Source organism: Colwellia sp. SU-HH01217 (assembly GCF_057543495.1).
On sequence record NZ_BAAJLX010000002.1, the window covers coordinates 227,336 to 243,111 of the forward strand.

Genomic DNA, 15,776 nt, shown 5'->3' on the forward strand with positions numbered 1-15,776 from the left:
CGACCTAACAGACTAAATAATTTCGAGTGCGAGGACAGCCAAAATGAAATCATTATTAAAACCTATTATTCTAAGTACAGCATTAAGCTTAATAAGCCTGTGCTTTACGATTTCCTATGCCTCAAATATCCATGTTATTAACTTAAATAAGCCGGTCGCAACTTCTCAAGTTTATGTTTATGCATTTTCGTTATTAGATAGTGAAGGTAGTCAACTTATTGGTGGTAATTTAGTTATGAACTCAAATACTAAACCGATCAATGGTCATACAAACTCTATTGCAGGTTTACTCCACAACCCATTATTAATGATAGGTCATCATTCAACTTTAGCCGCAGAAGTTTCACAAGAATCAAGAAGTAGCAGTTTTTACGAAATGACAGCAATTTTTAATGATAAACTGCAAACTTTCCTTTCATATTTTTATGAACCTAAAAAAGTCAAACATGTTAATGAACTTGCCAACGCAACTTCAACAGTGCTTTCAGATTGTAAAGGTTAATTTAAAGTTACTTAAATTTATAGCTGTTATAAAAAAACCAACGATATAATCGTTGGTTTTTTGTTAATACCTTTTCCTAGTTTCGCTCAACCCATTGGTGGATAAATTAGTATTAAAATTGATAATGCTTGGCTTTTGCTAACAATGCATCAACATTAATCTTATCCGCTGAACAAGCACTAATATCTTTTTTATCAAACACATAAATTTGATCTTTGTAACGTCTCCCTTCTTTATCGCCACCCGACTTCAATATAAGACTTACATGTTCATTACTCGGTAAGGCTTTTAAGCCATTTCCATATAAACACAGTGTTTGAGTTAACGATACTTTTAGTTCTTGATAAAAGCTTGTTCTTTGCTTTTCTTGTTCTTCAATTAACTTTTGCTGCTCCGCTCTTACTTTAGCAACTTCTTTTTGAATTGAGTTTTTACTTTTTTCAAATTTAGCTTTTTTCTTTTCAAGGGCTTTTAACTCTTCTTTTATTTCCTTTTGAGTTTGCACATCAGCCCGTTTAGATTGATACTCTAAGTCTCTTTTGGTACGTTCTATATCTCGCATTTCATAATTTAAGTCGCGCTCTTCATCACGCAAGTCACGATATCTCTCACGCTCTTCATTAGCGCCTTCAACCGCGTATTCATAGCTTGATGAAGCCATGGCCATTGCATTCTCCACTGACATTTCAATCTCTCGGTCAAAATTCACTTGTACATGTGACGGTGGCATTTTTGAAACAGGTGCTACAGGCGCAATAGGAGCGATGGCAGGCATAGCATAATTAAAATTAAAATTTCCCCAACGATTACCATACGAATTTGTGCTTATGGTAAAAACAACTCCTTGGTCATGCAAATACAAGCTATCAACATTATTGATTCTTCCTGCGCTGTTACTCCCTTGATCGCCAACAGAAGAAGTAATGATGTTATTCATAATATTGAGTTGTTTGTGCATATCTTGATAATTTTCTTGAGCACTTATTCCTAATGTTATGAAGGCACAACTTATAGTTGTTAGTGCGATAGTTAATTTTGTCATTGTTCTACTCCTCGGTGGCCCAGTTTGCTGGATTAACTTGATAACCTAAATTGTCAGGTTGATTACTTTTGTTACCGCTTTGATAAGATTGTCGATCAATCTTTCTTTCAAGCTGCTGATACTTAATTTTTTGATTTAAACTTTCATCTTTACGCTGGCTGTTATAGTAGGTAATAAAGTCATTCATATCCTCTTTACGCTCTTGTCTTGCAGCTCCAATAACATAGGTAGCTAACTGTAAATTGCTTTCTTGTTGTTTATTGGTAAAGTCTGTAGCGTAATTAGCAAGTACAACTTGTTGCTCAGCAGCAAATTCTCTTAACCTTAAATCAACCAGTTTTGACACTTCTTCTGCTTGCTTTGTCGCTGGATTACCTGCAAAACTTAACATCATACCTTCAGGTTGAAAGACCAACTCCACTTTAAACAACACTAAAGCGACGGCGAATAATGAAAATGCCATAGATATTGCCGGTAAACCTCTCCACTGCCACCATGGCTCTTTATCTGAGGTAAAAGCTTCGCCCCTATCCCAATGGGGGACTTTTTCATCAGTTTCCATGTTTGCTTGATGCTTCACTGTTTTAGCTACGGCTAATCTTTGTTGCCAATGTTTATCGTGTATTTCGCTTTTTAATGGGTCGGTAATATGACTTGATTGGTCTGATTGCTCAAGCCAGTTTAAAAATGCTTGTTCATCTTTAGATTTGTTGTGATCAGACATGACTAACCTCCAAATGATCTTTTAATTTATCTAATGCGCTATACAGTCGCGATTTTGCCGTATTGGTTGATATACCTAGCTGATGAGCAATATCATCAAAGGTACACTGTTGAAAAAATTTTAGCTCAACCACTAACTTTTGATTCACAGGTAATAACTGTATTGCTTTATGTAATGCACTAGTTTGTTGCCCTGAAAACAATTGTTGCTCAGGACATGCGTTCTGAGTTTCATCTTCTTGCTCAGGAACATCATCTAATGATTGCATCGGTTTTTTTCGGCGATAATATTCAATGCACCGATAATGCGCTATTCTAAAAAGCCAACTTTTAAACGCACTCTCAGCACGAAAAGAAGCTAAACCTCTAAAAACCGCCATAAAGATATCTTGCATTAAATCAAAAGCGTCATCCGGATTACTCACCATACGTAAACAATAATTATAAATATTTTTTTCGTAACGCTTAACGAGTGCAATCCATGCCGATTTTTTACCCTTTAGTGCTTGTTTGATGAGGGTTTCATCACTACGTTCAAACACATATCACCTGATAATTTCTATTCATAATAGTTTCTTTTAACTTAGTTATTCATAATGTAGAGGCTCGAGAGGAAATAGTTTGAATTTATTTCAAAAATTTTTAAAAAATATATAAAGCAATGGTTATCTACCGCCGTTTAGCTTACTCACTTTAAAAGAAAGTTTAAATAAGGTAGAGTTGCCAAAGTTCGATTAACGTTAAAATAAATAGGAATTGTATTATGGCTCAAGCTAGTGCCCGTCATCTGTTAGTAGATACAGAAGAACAATGTTTAGATTTAAAAGCTCAAATTGAAGCTGGAGCTGATTTTGCCGAAGTTGCGAAAGAACATTCAAATTGTCCATCAAAAGCGCAAGGTGGAGATTTAGGTTCATTTGGCCCAGGTCAAATGGTGCCAGAGTTTGATAAAGTTGTTTTTTCTGCTGAGTTAAATACTGTGCAAGGTCCTGTGCAAACACAGTTTGGTTACCACTTATTAGAAGTTACCGAGCGTAGTTAACACCTCTTAGCTCAAACAAAAAAAGCTGCAAGGTAACTTGTAGCTTTTTTATTGCTTGAAACTAAATGTTAAGTGAGTATTTAATTACTCACTTAATGTTCAAACCTACATAAACATACCTTTCATCATCCAGAAGAAGACAATAGAAAGTCCAGCACCAACAGGTAAAGTGATCACCCAAGAAACCACAATGTTTCTAACAACACCTAAGTTAATAGCTGCAATACCGCGTGCCATTCCTACACCTAAAACAGCACCCACTAATGTTTGTGTCGTAGATATTGGTAAACCGGCACCTGAAGCGATAACCACTGTACAAGCTGCAGCAAGTTCTGCGGCAAAGCCACGACTTGGCGTTAAATGAGTGATACCTTGACCAATCGTTGCGATAACTTTATGACCAAACAATGCTAAACCAGCCACAATACCAAATCCACCTAGTGGTAAAATCCACCATGCAATCGCTGACTTAGAGGCTATTTGACCACCGTTATCAACAATACTAGCAACAGCAGCTAATGGACCAATAGCATTTGCCACATCATTAGAGCCATGAGCGAACGCCATACAACAAGCAGTTACAATCATTAATATGGCAAATACTTTTTCTACATTGGCATAATGTGTGGTTTTCGCTGCTGTTTCATCAAACTTTATTCGGCTAATAAATATTTTACCAATAATAGAAACAATGACTGCCACTATAGCTGCGTATATAAAGTCGTTAGGAGAATCAATATGAAGGTTTAAGTGTTTTAAACCTTTTTTGATAGTCACTAGTGCCAATACAAAGCCAGCAAGGAACATATATAATGGTACCCAACGTTTTGCTTGTTCTAACGGCTTTTCGGTATCAAAAATAAGCTTTTGCGCGCTATTAAAAATTAAAAAGGCTATAACACCAGAAATTAAAGGAGTTATTATCCAACTGCCGACTATGCCACCCACTTTACTCCATGTAACAGCATCAACACTAACCCCCATTGCCGCAAAACCAACGATTGCACCAACAATAGAATGAGTAGTTGATACAGGCCAACCAAGTGCCGAGGCGATTAATAACCAGGTTGCTGCAGCAAACAAAGAAGAAATCATACCAAAAACGAGTAATTCGGGTGCATCTATAAAGAAGCTGGCATCTATAATGCCTTTTCGAATGGTTGAGGTAACTTCACCACCGGCTAAGTAAGCGCCAGCAAATTCAAATACCATTGCGATAATAATCGCTTGTTTAATGGTTAGCGCTTTCGAGCCAACCGATGTACCCATGGCATTAGCAACATCGTTTGCACCGATGCCCCATGCCATAAAAAAACCAACAACCGCTGCAATAATGACTAAAGTAGAGCCACTTGAGAGTAATATATCCATCAGTTCGACCCTATTTTCTAGCTAATAAAATTTCTAAACGGGCACCTACACGTTCAGCTAAGTCAGCAAGTTCGCCAACCCAATCTATAATTTGATATAAAAACATGACATCAACAGGTTTTAAATCATCTTCAATGGCAAGCAAATCTTTGCGAAGATTTATTTGCATACCGTCCGTGTCATTTTCAATGACATCAAGTTGATTTATCATATTTTCAACTAAACCTACTTCACGGCCTTTAAAGCCCGTTTCTAGTAAACCATCTAATTCATTAATCGCTTCAGCTGCTTTTTCAGTTGCATCTATACAACGTGTTAAATACGCAATAAATTGCTCTTGTAAGCTAACTGGGATTTCTAGTTTTCGACCTAATACACGCCCAGCAATATCTTTAGCACGATTAGCGATTTTATCTTGTTGAGACAACAATTCGAGCAAATCGGCACGATCAACAGGCATAAATAAACCACCTGGCAACTCTAAACGTAATTTACGTTTAAGGGTGTCAGCATCGTTTTCTAGTTTTGAAATCTTTTTCCGCACTTTAGTTGCAGTTGACCAGTCATTTTCAACACAAGCGGCAAAAAATGGGATAAGTTGGTTAGTACATTTAATTACTAATCTAATATGTTTTTCTAAAGGTTTTATAGGTGACTTTGCAAATACACCTAATATGGAATTACTAGCCATAATTTATTTCCAGGGAGAACGAATCTCTTTATTGTTATTCGCCGCGGATAATAAAGCATTTGAAGTGATTTTCAAGCCCTTTAGTCATTATCCGAAACAGTGTTAAGTCCGTTTGTAGATATATAGCTAATTTAATTAGCAATATAAAGACATAGCCAAATCGAGGCTAACATTTTATTGAGTATAACCGCCTTTTCAATCCTGCCAAGTGGTTTTTTTAGTTACCCTGTAGTTATATATTTTTCACATCTTCTGAAGTCGTATGACGCACAACTTTGCCTTTAACAAAATAAATAATGTATTCACAAATATTTTGGCAACGATCGCCAATACGCTCTAAGGCGCGAGCAGACCAAATTACACTCATGATTTGTGGAATAGAGCGAGGATCTTCCATCATATAAGTCATTAACTGACGTATTAATGCCTCGTACTCGCGATCAATTTTTCCATCGGAAGCGTGAATTTTTACCGCTGCATCAATGTCCATTCGAGTAAATGCATCTAAAGTCGCTTGTAAAAACTCTAAAACTCTTCTGCCTAAATTATCTAAACTTACTAAAAGATCTTTTTGCTGCGAGGTTAAGTCTTCTAAAGCTACTTTGGCAATTTTTTGCGCTTCATCCCCAATACGTTCAAGATCAGCAATTGTTTTTACAATCGCCATTATTAAACGTAAATCACCAGCTGCAGGTTGGCGCTTAGCAATAATGCGAGTACATTCATCATCAATATTTATTTCTAAATTATTGATTTGGTCATCGTTTTTTAATACATTTTTTGCAAGATCGTGATTTGAATCTACAACGGATGTTAATGAGTCACTTAATTGTTTTTCAACTAAGCCTCCCATGTGCATCACTAAGTTAAGCATTCTTTCCAAATCTTCATTAAATTGCCCTGAAATATGGCGACCTAAATTTAAACTATTCATAATTTATTAATCCTAAACTTTTCAGTTTTAGCCGTAACGACCCGTAATGTAATCTTCTGTTTTCTTTTTAGCTGGAGTAGTGAACAAAGTGTTGGTGTCGCTGTATTCTATTAAGTCGCCCATATACATAAATGCAGTTTGATCCGACACTCGTGCCGCTTGTTGCATATTATGAGTAACGATTACCACGGTAAATTGTTTTTTAAGGTCGTTAATTAACTCTTCTATCGTTAATGTAGAAATAGGATCGAGTGCAGATGTTGGTTCATCAAGTAGCAATACCTCTGGCTCAATCGCAATCGCTCTTGCAATAACTAAACGTTGTTGTTGCCCTCCTGATAAGCCTAACGCACTTTCATGTAATCTATCTTTCACTTCATCCCAAAGTGCCGCACTTCTTAAAGAGCTTTCTACAATATCATCAAGGTTACGACGACTCGTTTCACCTGCAATACGAACACCATAAACAACATTTTCATATATCGACTTAGGAAATGGATTTGGTCGCTGAAATACCATGCCAACTTTGCGCCTTAACGCAGCAACATCAACATGTCGATCATAAATATTTTCGCCATGTAAATTTATTTCGCCAGTAATTTTACAAATGTCGACTAAGTCATTCATTCGGTTGATACAACGCAGTAACGTTGATTTACCACAACCACTAGGCCCAATAAATGCGGTTACCTGCCCTTTAGGGATAGACATAGTAATATCTTGCAAAGCTTGTTTATTACCATAATGAAGGTTTAATCCTTTAATATCTAAGGCGACTTGCTCTGGTGTCATATTCGACAAGTCTATTTTATTAGGACTGTCTGCTAGGGCATTTGGAGTAACTGTAATCATATTTAACTCTTATTTATCAATCTGTTGAAAATGTTAATAACTAATCAATTCTAAAATATCAGCGCTATAATTAGTGCTCTAACATTTTGTATTTTTCTCGTAATTTGTTTCGTATTGAAACGGCCGTCATATTTAATGCAACAATAATGGTGATCAATAAAAAGGCGGTTGCATAAACTAATGGTCTTGCAGCTTCTACATTTGGGCTTTGAAAGCCAACATCATAAATATGAAAACCTAAGTGCATAAACTTGCGGTCTAAATGCAAGAATGGAAAGTTACCATCAAGTGGTAAGTTAGGCGCCATTTTAACAACACCTACTAACATTAATGGCGCAACTTCACCTGCCGCTCTGGCGATTGCTAAAATAATGCCTGTCATAATAGCAGGGCTAGCAATAGGTAATATAATACGCCATAAAGTTTCAGCTTTAGTCGCGCCTAATGCCAAACTGCCATGACGCATTGCTGAAGGTATTCTAGACAACCCCTCTTCTGTTGACACAATAACAACAGGTAAGGTTAAAATCGCTAAGGTTATCGCTGACCACATAACACCTGGGGTACCAAAAGTTGGACTTGGTAGTGTTTCAGCGTAAAAAAGTTGATCCAAACTTCCTCCCACCATATAAACAAAAAAGCCTAACCCAAAGACACCGTAAACAATTGAGGGGACACCTGCTAAATTAATTACCGCAATGCGCAGTAACTTAGTAAAAGCATTGTTCCCTGCATATTCATGTAAATAAATAGCCGCTATCACGCCAAAAGGTGAAACGATAACCGTCATTAATAGCACCATTAATACTGTGCCAAATATAGCAGGAAACACGCCTCCTTCGGTATTCGCTTCTCGAGGGTCATCAACAATAAAGCCAGCTATTTGACTAAAAAATAGTGCAACTTTATCGAGCAGGGTTAAACGGTTATTGAAGGTAATAGCTAAAATATCTTCAAAATTTATCGTGACAACTTCTCCACCCATTGCACGAACAGTTAATTGATCACGCGCTATTTTTTGGCGTAGCGCCATTAGCTTATCTTCTAAAAGCATATATTCAGCCTTTAGTGAACTAATGTCGTTGGCGATACTTTTAGTTAAGCTTGGTGTTAACGTACCATCAAGCTTATGCTTTCGCTCTTTCAAGCGTAAACGCTCTAATTGGTAGTTAATAGCGCCTATATCTGTTTTTTGTAAACTATCAATTTGTGTTTGAAAGTCTTCAACACGCTCAAGTAACTTAGGAAGCTCGGTTAATTCGACTTCTTTGCCATCAAGCATTAATGTTTGTATAACACCATAAAAATTACCATTCGATCGGCGCTCAATAACCGCTAAGTTTTCAGGCGTAGTTTGTTCGGTAATTTGCGGTACCAGTAACCAACGAAAATCTAGACTCACGAGTTCACGATTACCTGTTTTTACTAATAAACGCTCAACTGTTTCTATGGCTGGATCTAGGGTAATGCCTGTATGTGCTAATTGTTGTACTGGTATGCGTTCTCGATCATATATTTCTCCAATAACAACTGAACGTGAGCCTTGCTCGTCTAATAGATTAAATTGAACCAAATCTGCCGGCCAAAAATAGGACAGACCACGTGAAGCAATTAACCACAACAAACCCAGTACAGAAATTAAGCTGATACTAACACCACCAGCTGACAGCCATATCCAAGGTGAACCAGATTTAAACCAATTATTCATAAAATTATCTCTATAATTTTTTTATTTTTTACATTTCAAACAACATTAATAACGTCAAGAATCACTTATTCATTCTTATCATTTCGTTACATGGAACTATATTTAGCCCTTAAATGCTGACGTATAAATTCAGCTAAGGTGTTAAATACAAAAGTAAATACAAACAATACAAAGGCGGCTAAGAATAAAATTCTATAATGCGAACTGCCTACCTCAGACTCTGGCATTTCAACGGCAATATTTGCCGCTAAAGTACGCATACCTTGGAAGATACTCCAATCAAGTATTGGGGTATTACCTGTAGCCATTAATACAATCATGGTTTCGCCTACTGCTCGACCTAATCCCATCATTACTGCCGAGAATATTCCAGGACTTGCCGTTAACAACACAACTTTGACCAATGTTTGCCACTGAGTTGCCCCTAAAGCGAGCGAACCACTGGTTAAATGCCCCGGCACACTAAATATCGCATCTTCCGCCATTGAAAAAATGGTAGGAATAACAGCAAAGCCCATGGCTATACCGACAACTAGCGCATTACGTTGGTCAAAATTAATATTTAAATCGTTAGTAATAAACTGTCTAACATCGCCACCAAAAAAGTAAGTTTCTAACAAAGGAGATAAGGCAAAAGCGCTATATGCTGCAAGTAGCATAACTGGTATTAAAATGACTGGCGCCCAAGTTTCAGCTATCTTACTTTTCAGCTCCCTTGGCATTTTGTGCCAAATTAGAGCAGTTATCATGGTTGAAAGCGGGAGAAAAATGAGCAGAAGCGCTACTGCAGGCAAATAATTTTCAATAATAGGCGCTAACCAAAGCCCTGCTAAAAACCCTAAAATAACCGTAGGTAGTGCTTCCATCATCTCAATAGTAGGTTTTACTTTTTTTCGCAAAGCTGGAGTCATAAAGTAAGCTGTATAAATAGCAGCAGTCAGGGCAATAGGCACAGCAAACAGCATGGCATACAAAGCAGCCTTCATGGTGCCAAAGGTAATGGGGACTAGTGAAAATTTCCCTTCAAAATCATCTGTTCCAGACGTTGATTGCCAAATATATTCAGGTTCAGGGTATCCTTCGTACCACACTTCTTGCCAAAGTGCTTGCCAAGTCACTTCTGGGTGCTCATTTTCAACGGCAAATACTTGCAAGCTAAAATTCGTATTATTGTCTTGAGTATTTTCAGGAGAAATTAGCACTAAACCATCTGCTCGAGGCGCAATAGAAAAGGCTTTAGGTTTAGCGTTGATAAGGTTTCCGCGCCATAAATCTGCATGGCTTGTTGTATAAAACAAGCCGACTTCACCAGAAGGCGTTAAAGTATAAAAACTCTTACGAAATTGTTCTGTATAAATATGGGTGATCGCTTCAGTTTTACTTGCAGTAAACGTACGCGCTTGAGTAAATTTTCGTCCATTTTCAGTCGAAACTTCAAACCACTGGCTCACCTGCCCAGCACTTGTCCCAATTAACAATGAAGATCCGCCTGAGAGTAGCGACATTGAGCTAATGGCTTCATTGTTTGTAAGGTTAGGAATAATTTGGCTTTTTAACTCAACACTGTATTCATCATCTAATAAAAATACTGAAACCTGATTATTATTTCTAACAAAAGCCATATCCATATCAGGTGTAATTAAGATATCGTCAACACTGGATATTGAAAGATCAATTTCTTGGTAAATTGCTTCATACTCTGTGTCGTAACTAAAGTCATCTTCAGCAATTAATGTGGTCTTAATTAAACGAGAGTCTTGGGTAAACGCAACAAAAATAGCTTTTTCATCATTCATTCTAAATGCAAGTTTATCAATACGTTGCTCTTGCTCATCAATAACAATTAAGTCTTCACCTAACGGGTAAGACACTGCAGGGATAATCTCGCGATCATTATCGTGATAGCTTGCAGTAAAGGTAGGACGAATAAGCTGAGCGGTTCCGCTTTCTGTTAGCAGAAGTTGATGATCAACACCTGAGCTAATGACCTGAGATAATGCTTCCTGATCTGATAGTAGTTGAACAGATAATTTAGGCGTCGATGTAAAATACTCACCTTTAGAGTGGTTTTCTTCTTTAGTATCAACTGACACATTGCTTTTTAACGGATAAAAATCAATGACACTTTCTTGATTAATAACAAAAGCTAATTCTTTAAGCTCATCAATACCGGTTGATAATACGGGACTTGGTGAGTCAATTTTTACCTTAGTTATTGGTTCTATACTTGCTGAATCAAAGACCGGTTTAATGACATAAAGCAAGTACATAAAAATAAGGACAAGCGTAAATAAAACACTTATGCCACCTAACGTAATTAACCATTGTGCTAATGAATTTTTAAGCTGACGGATGCCTGCTGATTTAGTTGCTAGTGCCACGCAAAAGCCCTTTCATGATAAATTAAAAATAACAATGAAAAGTATAAGGCAGTTGTATGACAGTTTTGTGACAGCAGTTCGAAAATGTAATTAAAACTGCAATGAATACCAAAAATACGATGAAAGTTTGTTTCTCGGATAATCCACCAGGTTTCATTTCATTAGATACCATGATGCCAGAAGTAGACGGTTTAGCTTTATATAAAGAACTCAAATAAAACGTAATAACACATAATATGAGCTCGATTGAGGCTGAATTTATGAATAGTGTTGAACACATAAACTATCCAAATTATGAGTTAAATATTGCGACTTTTGATGTATACCTTGCCTTTTAAATTATTAACGAGCTACAAGCCAAGTTATATTTTCACAGTAGTGAAGAATTCGGGACAACTTTTACATTAAACTGCCTTTCCCCCCCTGCAAGAAAGCATTAACTCCTCTTCATTAAATATAAGACATTAAGATCAAAAAAGCCTGAATAACAAGTTATTCAGGCTTTTTATACATCTTGCATTAAGCAAAACTAACTAAAGATAATAAATTATCTTTTTGCCAATTTCTCTTTAATACGTGCAGAACGACCAGAGCGCTCGCGCAAGTAGTAAAGTTTCGCTTGACGTACATCACCGCGACGCTTGACTTCAATAGAGTCAACAACTGGGCTATGTGTCTGGAATACACGCTCAACACCAACACCGCTCGAAATTTTACGAACAGTGAAAGCAGAATGTAAGCCACGGTTTTTAACAGCAATAACAACACCTTCAAACGCCTGTAAACGTTCTTTATCGCCTTCTTTTACTTTAACTTGAACTACAACAGTATCGCCTGGAGCGAAATCTGGTAAGTCAGTTTTTAATTGCTCTTGATTGAGCATGTCAATAATTTTACTCATAATACCTTCTTCCTAGTATTCACTGTCATCAGCAAGTTTGTACTTTTTACCACTTTTAATGGTATCTAGCATTGCTTCCTGCTCCGCAGTCAGAGCTAGGTTAGTTAATAATTCTGGTCGTCTAGTCCATGTTCGTTCTAAAGACTTAAATTGACGCCACTGCCTTATATGTTCATGATTACCACTTAGTAGCACTTTAGGAACTGATTTTTCTTCTTCAGAAGAAGCATCAAATATCTCTGGCCTAGTGTAATGAGGGCAATCCAATAAACCATTAGAAAACGAATCTTCTTCGGCTGATTGTTTATGTCCTAACACACCTGGCACAAATCGCGCTACAGCATCAATTACATTCATCGCAGGTAGTTCCCCACCGCTTAAAACATAATCACCAACCGACCATTCTTCATCAATATCTGATTCAATAAGTCGCTCGTCAATGCCTTCATATCTACCAGCAATAAATACTAGTTGATCATTTTGTGCTAATTCACGTACACCGGCTTGGTCCAATTTTCGTCCTTGAGGAGACAAATATATAACCTTCACTTTCCCACCTCCATTTAGAGAAGCATTCGCTTGAGCCGCTTTACGCGCTTTAGCAATTGCATCTCGTAATGGCTGCACCATCATCAACATTCCTGGACCACCGCCATAAGGACGATCATCAACAGTTCTATGCCGATCATGGGTAAAGTCTCTCGGGTTCCACTTATGAAACTCAATTAACCCATTACGGATCGCTCGGCCTGTCACCCCATATTCGGTAATAGCATCAAACATTTCGGGAAAAAGGCTTATTACCCCAATCCAAAGTTTGCATGATTTATCGCTAGTCACGAATTAAAAACCTGGGTCCCAGTCAACACAAATTTGTTTAGTGTTTGCATCCACCGAAATAATCACTTGTTCAAAAAGGTAAGGGATTAACCGCTCTTTTTTACTAAAGCCATCATTCGGATTCGCTTTTACAACTAGTATATCGTTAGCGCCAGTTTCCATCATTTCAGAAACCGAACCAAGGTCGTAACCTTTTGTCGTAACAACGTTCATGCCAATCAAATCGCGCCAATAAAATTCCCCTTCGGGTAATTTAGGTAACACGGTTTCGTTAACTAAAATTTCAGAACCAACCAATGCTTGAGCACGATCGCGATCATCTAAACCAGCAACTTTAACAATTAAACCTTTGTTATGCTTACGCCAATCGGTAATTTCTACTAATTGTGTTTTATTTCCTAATTTTAAAGACCAAGGAAAATAGTCTAATATTGCGTCAGTTTCATCAGTAAATGAATGAACTTTTAACCACCCTTTGACTCCATAAACAGCGCCTATTTTGCCTAAGATGATCTTCTTTTCTTCGCTCACCGAATACTCCTTCTACAACTACTAAGCTATTAAGCCGCTACTTGAGCGTCTTTAACTAACTTAGCCACACGATCAGATACAGTTGCACCTTGACCAACCCAATGGGTTATACGGTCTAGATCTAAGCGTAATTTCTCTGCTTGACCTTGTGCTGTTGGGTTGAAGAAACCAACTCTTTCGATGAAACGACCATCGCGAGAGTTACGGCTATCTGCAACAACAACCTGATAGAATGGACGCTTCTTTGCGCCGCCACGAGCTAAACGAATGGTAACCATATCGCCCTCTATTTAATTAATTGTTAAACGGATTTTCCAGACACTTCCATCACCGCAGTGACAGAAAAGCCCGCGTATTTTACGCTTTTATTAATAAATAGCAAGCAATACCTCGAACCACTATTTTAAATTGCCACGGAGTTTCTTTTAATAATAAATAAACAGCCTTTTTTCCTTCAAACAGCACAAGTTAACGATACTTTATTTATTGCGTTAAATAGTCAATACTGAGAGAAAAGAGCAATAAATATGAATAAAATTCAAATAAATCCTAATATAGATTTAGAAAGTTGCCGTGATAAGTATTTAAAGGATGGGCGAGTTAGAATTGCTAATTTTTTTACAGACAACACTGCTGAGTATTTACTAGATTTAATCATTAAGCATGAAATATGGTATTTTGCTTATAATAACAACGATCAATATTATGAAAGTACTGTAGAAGATGTACGTGCTTTGCCAGAAAAAACTTATAACCAGTTTATGGGTAATATAGAGGCTCGGGCAAGTAACAATTTTCAATATGCATTCAATCAATATTATATTAGTCAAGCTATCGCATATAAAGAAAACATCGGGAGCCCAATACATAGTGTTGATGCTTATTTTAACAGCGATACTTTACTTGCATTGATGAAAAAAATCACTCTTGATGAAGATATTGTTAAAGCAGACTCTTATATTTCCTCATTCCAAAACCGTCATTTTTTAACTTCTCATGATGATAATCATCAAAAGCACAACCGATCGGCTGCTTTTACTTTAGGTATGACTAAACAGTGGAATAAAAACTGGGGAGGCTACCTAGCATTTTATGATGCACTCGATAATATTAAAGAAGCGTTTATGCCTAGTTTTAATACCTTAATTTTATTTAGTGTTCCTCAAGAACATGCCGTTCAACAGGTAACTTCTTTCGCCCAAAAAGACAGATTAAGCTATTTAGGCTGGTTACTTAGGTAATACGCCACAACCTTGTAAGCACGATAGTCCATCTACAGTATTTTTTGAACGCCATAATGACAACGCTGTCATTTTTATGTTAGCATATCTAAAACATAATAAACTTAACTAATAAATGTGCTCTCAATTGGTCATTCTAGTGTCATCTATAAAATGATATTAAAATGTTTTTACAGTTGAAGCTGCTTTTCCAGGGGTTATCTAGATGAAAGTTGTAATATTAAAAGATGCTATTGAAGTAGCAAAATATGGCGCTAATATTTTTGTTAAACAAATAAATAAAAAGCCTGACTCTGTTTTAGGTTTAGCTACAGGTTCTACTCCAGTTGCTATGTATGATGAACTTATTGCCAGTTATCAACGTAAAGAAGTTACATTTACAGATGTTGTTAGTTTTAATTTAGATGAATACTTAGGCTTATCGAGTGATCATGTACAAAGCTATCGCCACTTTATGAATGATAAGCTCTTTAATCATGTGGATATCGACAAAGCAAACACTGCAGTTCCTCCTGGTAACGCCAAAAACCCTATTGAAGCATGTCAACAATACGAAGACGATATTATTGCCAGCGGAGGGATCGATATTCAGTTATTAGGTATCGGCCGCAATGGTCATATTGGTTTTAACGAACCATCATCTTCTTTAGGGTCAAGAACTCGCGTTAAAACCTTAACTCAAGAAACTATTGACGACAACGCACGTTTTTTTGATGAAGACGAGTACCAACCTCATTTGTCAATCACGATGGGGATCGGCACTATCTTAGAATCAAAACAAGTCGTATTACTTGCTACCGGTGAAAATAAAGCACAAGCCATAGTTGATACAGTGCAAGGTTATATTACGGCAGAGTGCCCTGTTTCGGCATTACAGTTCCACCCTAATACCGTTATTATCGTTGATGAAGCCGCAGCTTCATTATTAAAAAACAAAGACTTTTTTAGACATATCGAGATTGAAAATCAAAAACTTGAAAAGAGTTTAGGATTTTAAAGTCCCAGCAGTATATAACG

The 15,776-nt window shown here is 37.0% G+C and carries 17 protein-coding genes; 4 read left to right on the forward strand and 13 right to left on the reverse strand.

Annotation, left to right across the window (positions count from 1 at the left end; all coding sequences use genetic code 11):
- Positions 1 to 43 precede the first annotated feature (43 nt).
- Positions 44 to 502: a hypothetical protein gene (locus AC27G3_RS04185; protein WP_487119084.1), complete on the forward strand. Its 459-nt coding sequence runs from the start codon at positions 44 to 46 to the stop codon at positions 500 to 502.
- Positions 503 to 614: 112 nt separating this feature from the next.
- On the opposite strand, the gene AC27G3_RS04190 is transcribed toward AC27G3_RS04185, so the two are convergent.
- The 3 genes from AC27G3_RS04190 to AC27G3_RS04200 are packed head-to-tail and all read right to left on the reverse strand — an operon-like array spanning position 615 to position 2,809.
- Positions 615 to 1,544: a hypothetical protein gene (locus tag AC27G3_RS04190; RefSeq protein ID WP_487119086.1), complete on the reverse strand. Its 930-nt coding sequence runs from the start codon at positions 1,542 to 1,544 to the stop codon at positions 615 to 617.
- Between the two features lie 4 nt (positions 1,545 to 1,548).
- Positions 1,549 to 2,268: a hypothetical protein gene (locus AC27G3_RS04195; RefSeq protein ID WP_487119088.1), complete on the reverse strand. Its 720-nt coding sequence runs from the start codon at positions 2,266 to 2,268 to the stop codon at positions 1,549 to 1,551.
- Positions 2,261 to 2,809 (reverse strand): RNA polymerase sigma factor, encoded by a 549-nt coding sequence (locus AC27G3_RS04200; protein ID WP_487119089.1) that lies wholly within the window; start codon positions 2,807 to 2,809, stop codon positions 2,261 to 2,263. The genes AC27G3_RS04195 and AC27G3_RS04200 overlap by 8 nt, the downstream gene beginning before the upstream one ends.
- A 221-nt stretch (positions 2,810 to 3,030) precedes the next feature.
- Between AC27G3_RS04200 and AC27G3_RS04205 the strand changes: the two genes are divergently transcribed.
- Positions 3,031 to 3,309, forward strand: coding sequence for a peptidylprolyl isomerase (locus tag AC27G3_RS04205; RefSeq protein WP_487119091.1), 279 nt, complete (start codon positions 3,031 to 3,033; stop codon positions 3,307 to 3,309).
- A 105-nt stretch (positions 3,310 to 3,414) separates the two neighbouring features.
- Here the strand turns inward: AC27G3_RS04205 and AC27G3_RS04210 are convergent, their stop codons facing one another.
- The 10 genes from AC27G3_RS04210 to rpsP form a co-directional block, all read right to left on the reverse strand.
- Positions 3,415 to 4,680, reverse strand: a complete 1,266-nt coding sequence (locus tag AC27G3_RS04210) for an inorganic phosphate transporter (protein ID WP_487119093.1) — start codon at positions 4,678 to 4,680, stop codon at positions 3,415 to 3,417.
- A 10-nt stretch (positions 4,681 to 4,690) separates the two neighbouring features.
- Complete coding sequence (locus tag AC27G3_RS04215) at positions 4,691 to 5,371, reverse strand: TIGR00153 family protein (protein WP_487119095.1); 681 nt, start codon at positions 5,369 to 5,371, stop codon at positions 4,691 to 4,693.
- A gap of 232 nt (positions 5,372 to 5,603) precedes the next feature.
- Positions 5,604 to 6,305 carry a phosphate signaling complex protein PhoU gene (phoU, locus tag AC27G3_RS04220; protein WP_487119097.1) on the reverse strand — a complete coding sequence of 234 codons (702 nt, stop codon included), beginning with the start codon at positions 6,303 to 6,305 and terminating at the stop codon, positions 5,604 to 5,606.
- A gap of 27 nt (positions 6,306 to 6,332) precedes the next feature.
- Positions 6,333 to 7,157 carry a phosphate ABC transporter ATP-binding protein PstB gene (pstB, locus tag AC27G3_RS04225; protein WP_487119099.1) on the reverse strand — a complete coding sequence of 275 codons (825 nt, stop codon included), beginning with the start codon at positions 7,155 to 7,157 and terminating at the stop codon, positions 6,333 to 6,335.
- Between the two features lie 70 nt (positions 7,158 to 7,227).
- Entirely contained in the window at positions 7,228 to 8,865 is a 1,638-nt protein-coding gene (gene pstA, locus AC27G3_RS04230) for a phosphate ABC transporter permease PstA (protein WP_487119100.1), read from the reverse strand.
- An 86-nt stretch (positions 8,866 to 8,951) separates the two neighbouring features.
- The gene (locus AC27G3_RS04235; protein WP_487119102.1) at positions 8,952 to 11,246 is read right to left on the reverse strand and encodes a phosphate ABC transporter permease; all 2,295 of its coding nucleotides are present in this window, start codon (positions 11,244 to 11,246) and stop codon (positions 8,952 to 8,954) included.
- Positions 11,247 to 11,793: 547 nt separating this feature from the next.
- Positions 11,794 to 12,147, reverse strand: coding sequence for a 50S ribosomal protein L19 (gene rplS, locus AC27G3_RS04240; RefSeq protein WP_487119104.1), 354 nt, complete (start codon positions 12,145 to 12,147; stop codon positions 11,794 to 11,796).
- Between the two features lie 12 nt (positions 12,148 to 12,159).
- Complete coding sequence (gene trmD / locus AC27G3_RS04245) at positions 12,160 to 12,987, reverse strand: tRNA (guanosine(37)-N1)-methyltransferase TrmD (RefSeq protein WP_487119106.1); 828 nt, start codon at positions 12,985 to 12,987, stop codon at positions 12,160 to 12,162.
- Positions 12,988 to 12,990: 3 nt separating this feature from the next.
- A complete protein-coding gene (gene rimM, locus AC27G3_RS04250; protein WP_487119108.1) occupies positions 12,991 to 13,518 on the reverse strand; it encodes a ribosome maturation factor RimM in 528 nt (175 codons plus the stop codon).
- A gap of 29 nt (positions 13,519 to 13,547) precedes the next feature.
- A complete protein-coding gene (gene rpsP, locus AC27G3_RS04255; protein WP_487119109.1) occupies positions 13,548 to 13,796 on the reverse strand; it encodes a 30S ribosomal protein S16 in 249 nt (82 codons plus the stop codon).
- 249 nt (positions 13,797 to 14,045) lie between these two features.
- Here rpsP and AC27G3_RS04260 point away from each other — a divergent pair, with 249 nt between their 5' ends.
- The gene (locus AC27G3_RS04260) at positions 14,046 to 14,759 is read left to right on the forward strand and encodes a 2OG-Fe(II) oxygenase family protein (RefSeq protein WP_487119111.1); all 714 of its coding nucleotides are present in this window, start codon (positions 14,046 to 14,048) and stop codon (positions 14,757 to 14,759) included.
- Between the two features lie 205 nt (positions 14,760 to 14,964).
- The gene (gene nagB / locus AC27G3_RS04265) at positions 14,965 to 15,756 is read left to right on the forward strand and encodes a glucosamine-6-phosphate deaminase (protein ID WP_487119113.1); all 792 of its coding nucleotides are present in this window, start codon (positions 14,965 to 14,967) and stop codon (positions 15,754 to 15,756) included.
- Positions 15,757 to 15,776 lie beyond the last annotated feature (20 nt).

Excerpts from the sequence above, each read along its gene's own strand:
- AC27G3_RS04215 (WP_487119095.1), bottom strand. The coding sequence starts at position 5,371 with ATGGCTAGTAATTCCATATTAGGTGTATTTGCAAAGTCACCTATAAAA.
- AC27G3_RS04190 (WP_487119086.1), bottom strand. The coding sequence starts at position 1,544 with ATGACAAAATTAACTATCGCACTAACAACTATAAGTTGTGCCTTCATA.
- phoU (WP_487119097.1), bottom strand. The coding sequence starts at position 6,305 with ATGAATAGTTTAAATTTAGGTCGCCATATTTCAGGGCAATTTAATGAA.
- rplS (WP_487119104.1), bottom strand. The coding sequence starts at position 12,147 with ATGAGTAAAATTATTGACATGCTCAATCAAGAGCAATTAAAAACTGAC.
- rpsP (WP_487119109.1), bottom strand. The coding sequence starts at position 13,796 with ATGGTTACCATTCGTTTAGCTCGTGGCGGCGCAAAGAAGCGTCCATTC.
- AC27G3_RS04210 (WP_487119093.1), bottom strand. The coding sequence starts at position 4,680 with ATGGATATATTACTCTCAAGTGGCTCTACTTTAGTCATTATTGCAGCG.
- AC27G3_RS04185 (WP_487119084.1), top strand. The coding sequence starts at position 44 with ATGAAATCATTATTAAAACCTATTATTCTAAGTACAGCATTAAGCTTA.
- pstA (WP_487119100.1), bottom strand. The coding sequence starts at position 8,865 with ATGAATAATTGGTTTAAATCTGGTTCACCTTGGATATGGCTGTCAGCT.
- pstB (WP_487119099.1), bottom strand. The coding sequence starts at position 7,157 with ATGATTACAGTTACTCCAAATGCCCTAGCAGACAGTCCTAATAAAATA.
- AC27G3_RS04260 (WP_487119111.1), top strand. The coding sequence starts at position 14,046 with ATGAATAAAATTCAAATAAATCCTAATATAGATTTAGAAAGTTGCCGT.
- nagB (WP_487119113.1), top strand. The coding sequence starts at position 14,965 with ATGAAAGTTGTAATATTAAAAGATGCTATTGAAGTAGCAAAATATGGC.
- AC27G3_RS04195 (WP_487119088.1), bottom strand. The coding sequence starts at position 2,268 with ATGTCTGATCACAACAAATCTAAAGATGAACAAGCATTTTTAAACTGG.
- AC27G3_RS04205 (WP_487119091.1), top strand. The coding sequence starts at position 3,031 with ATGGCTCAAGCTAGTGCCCGTCATCTGTTAGTAGATACAGAAGAACAA.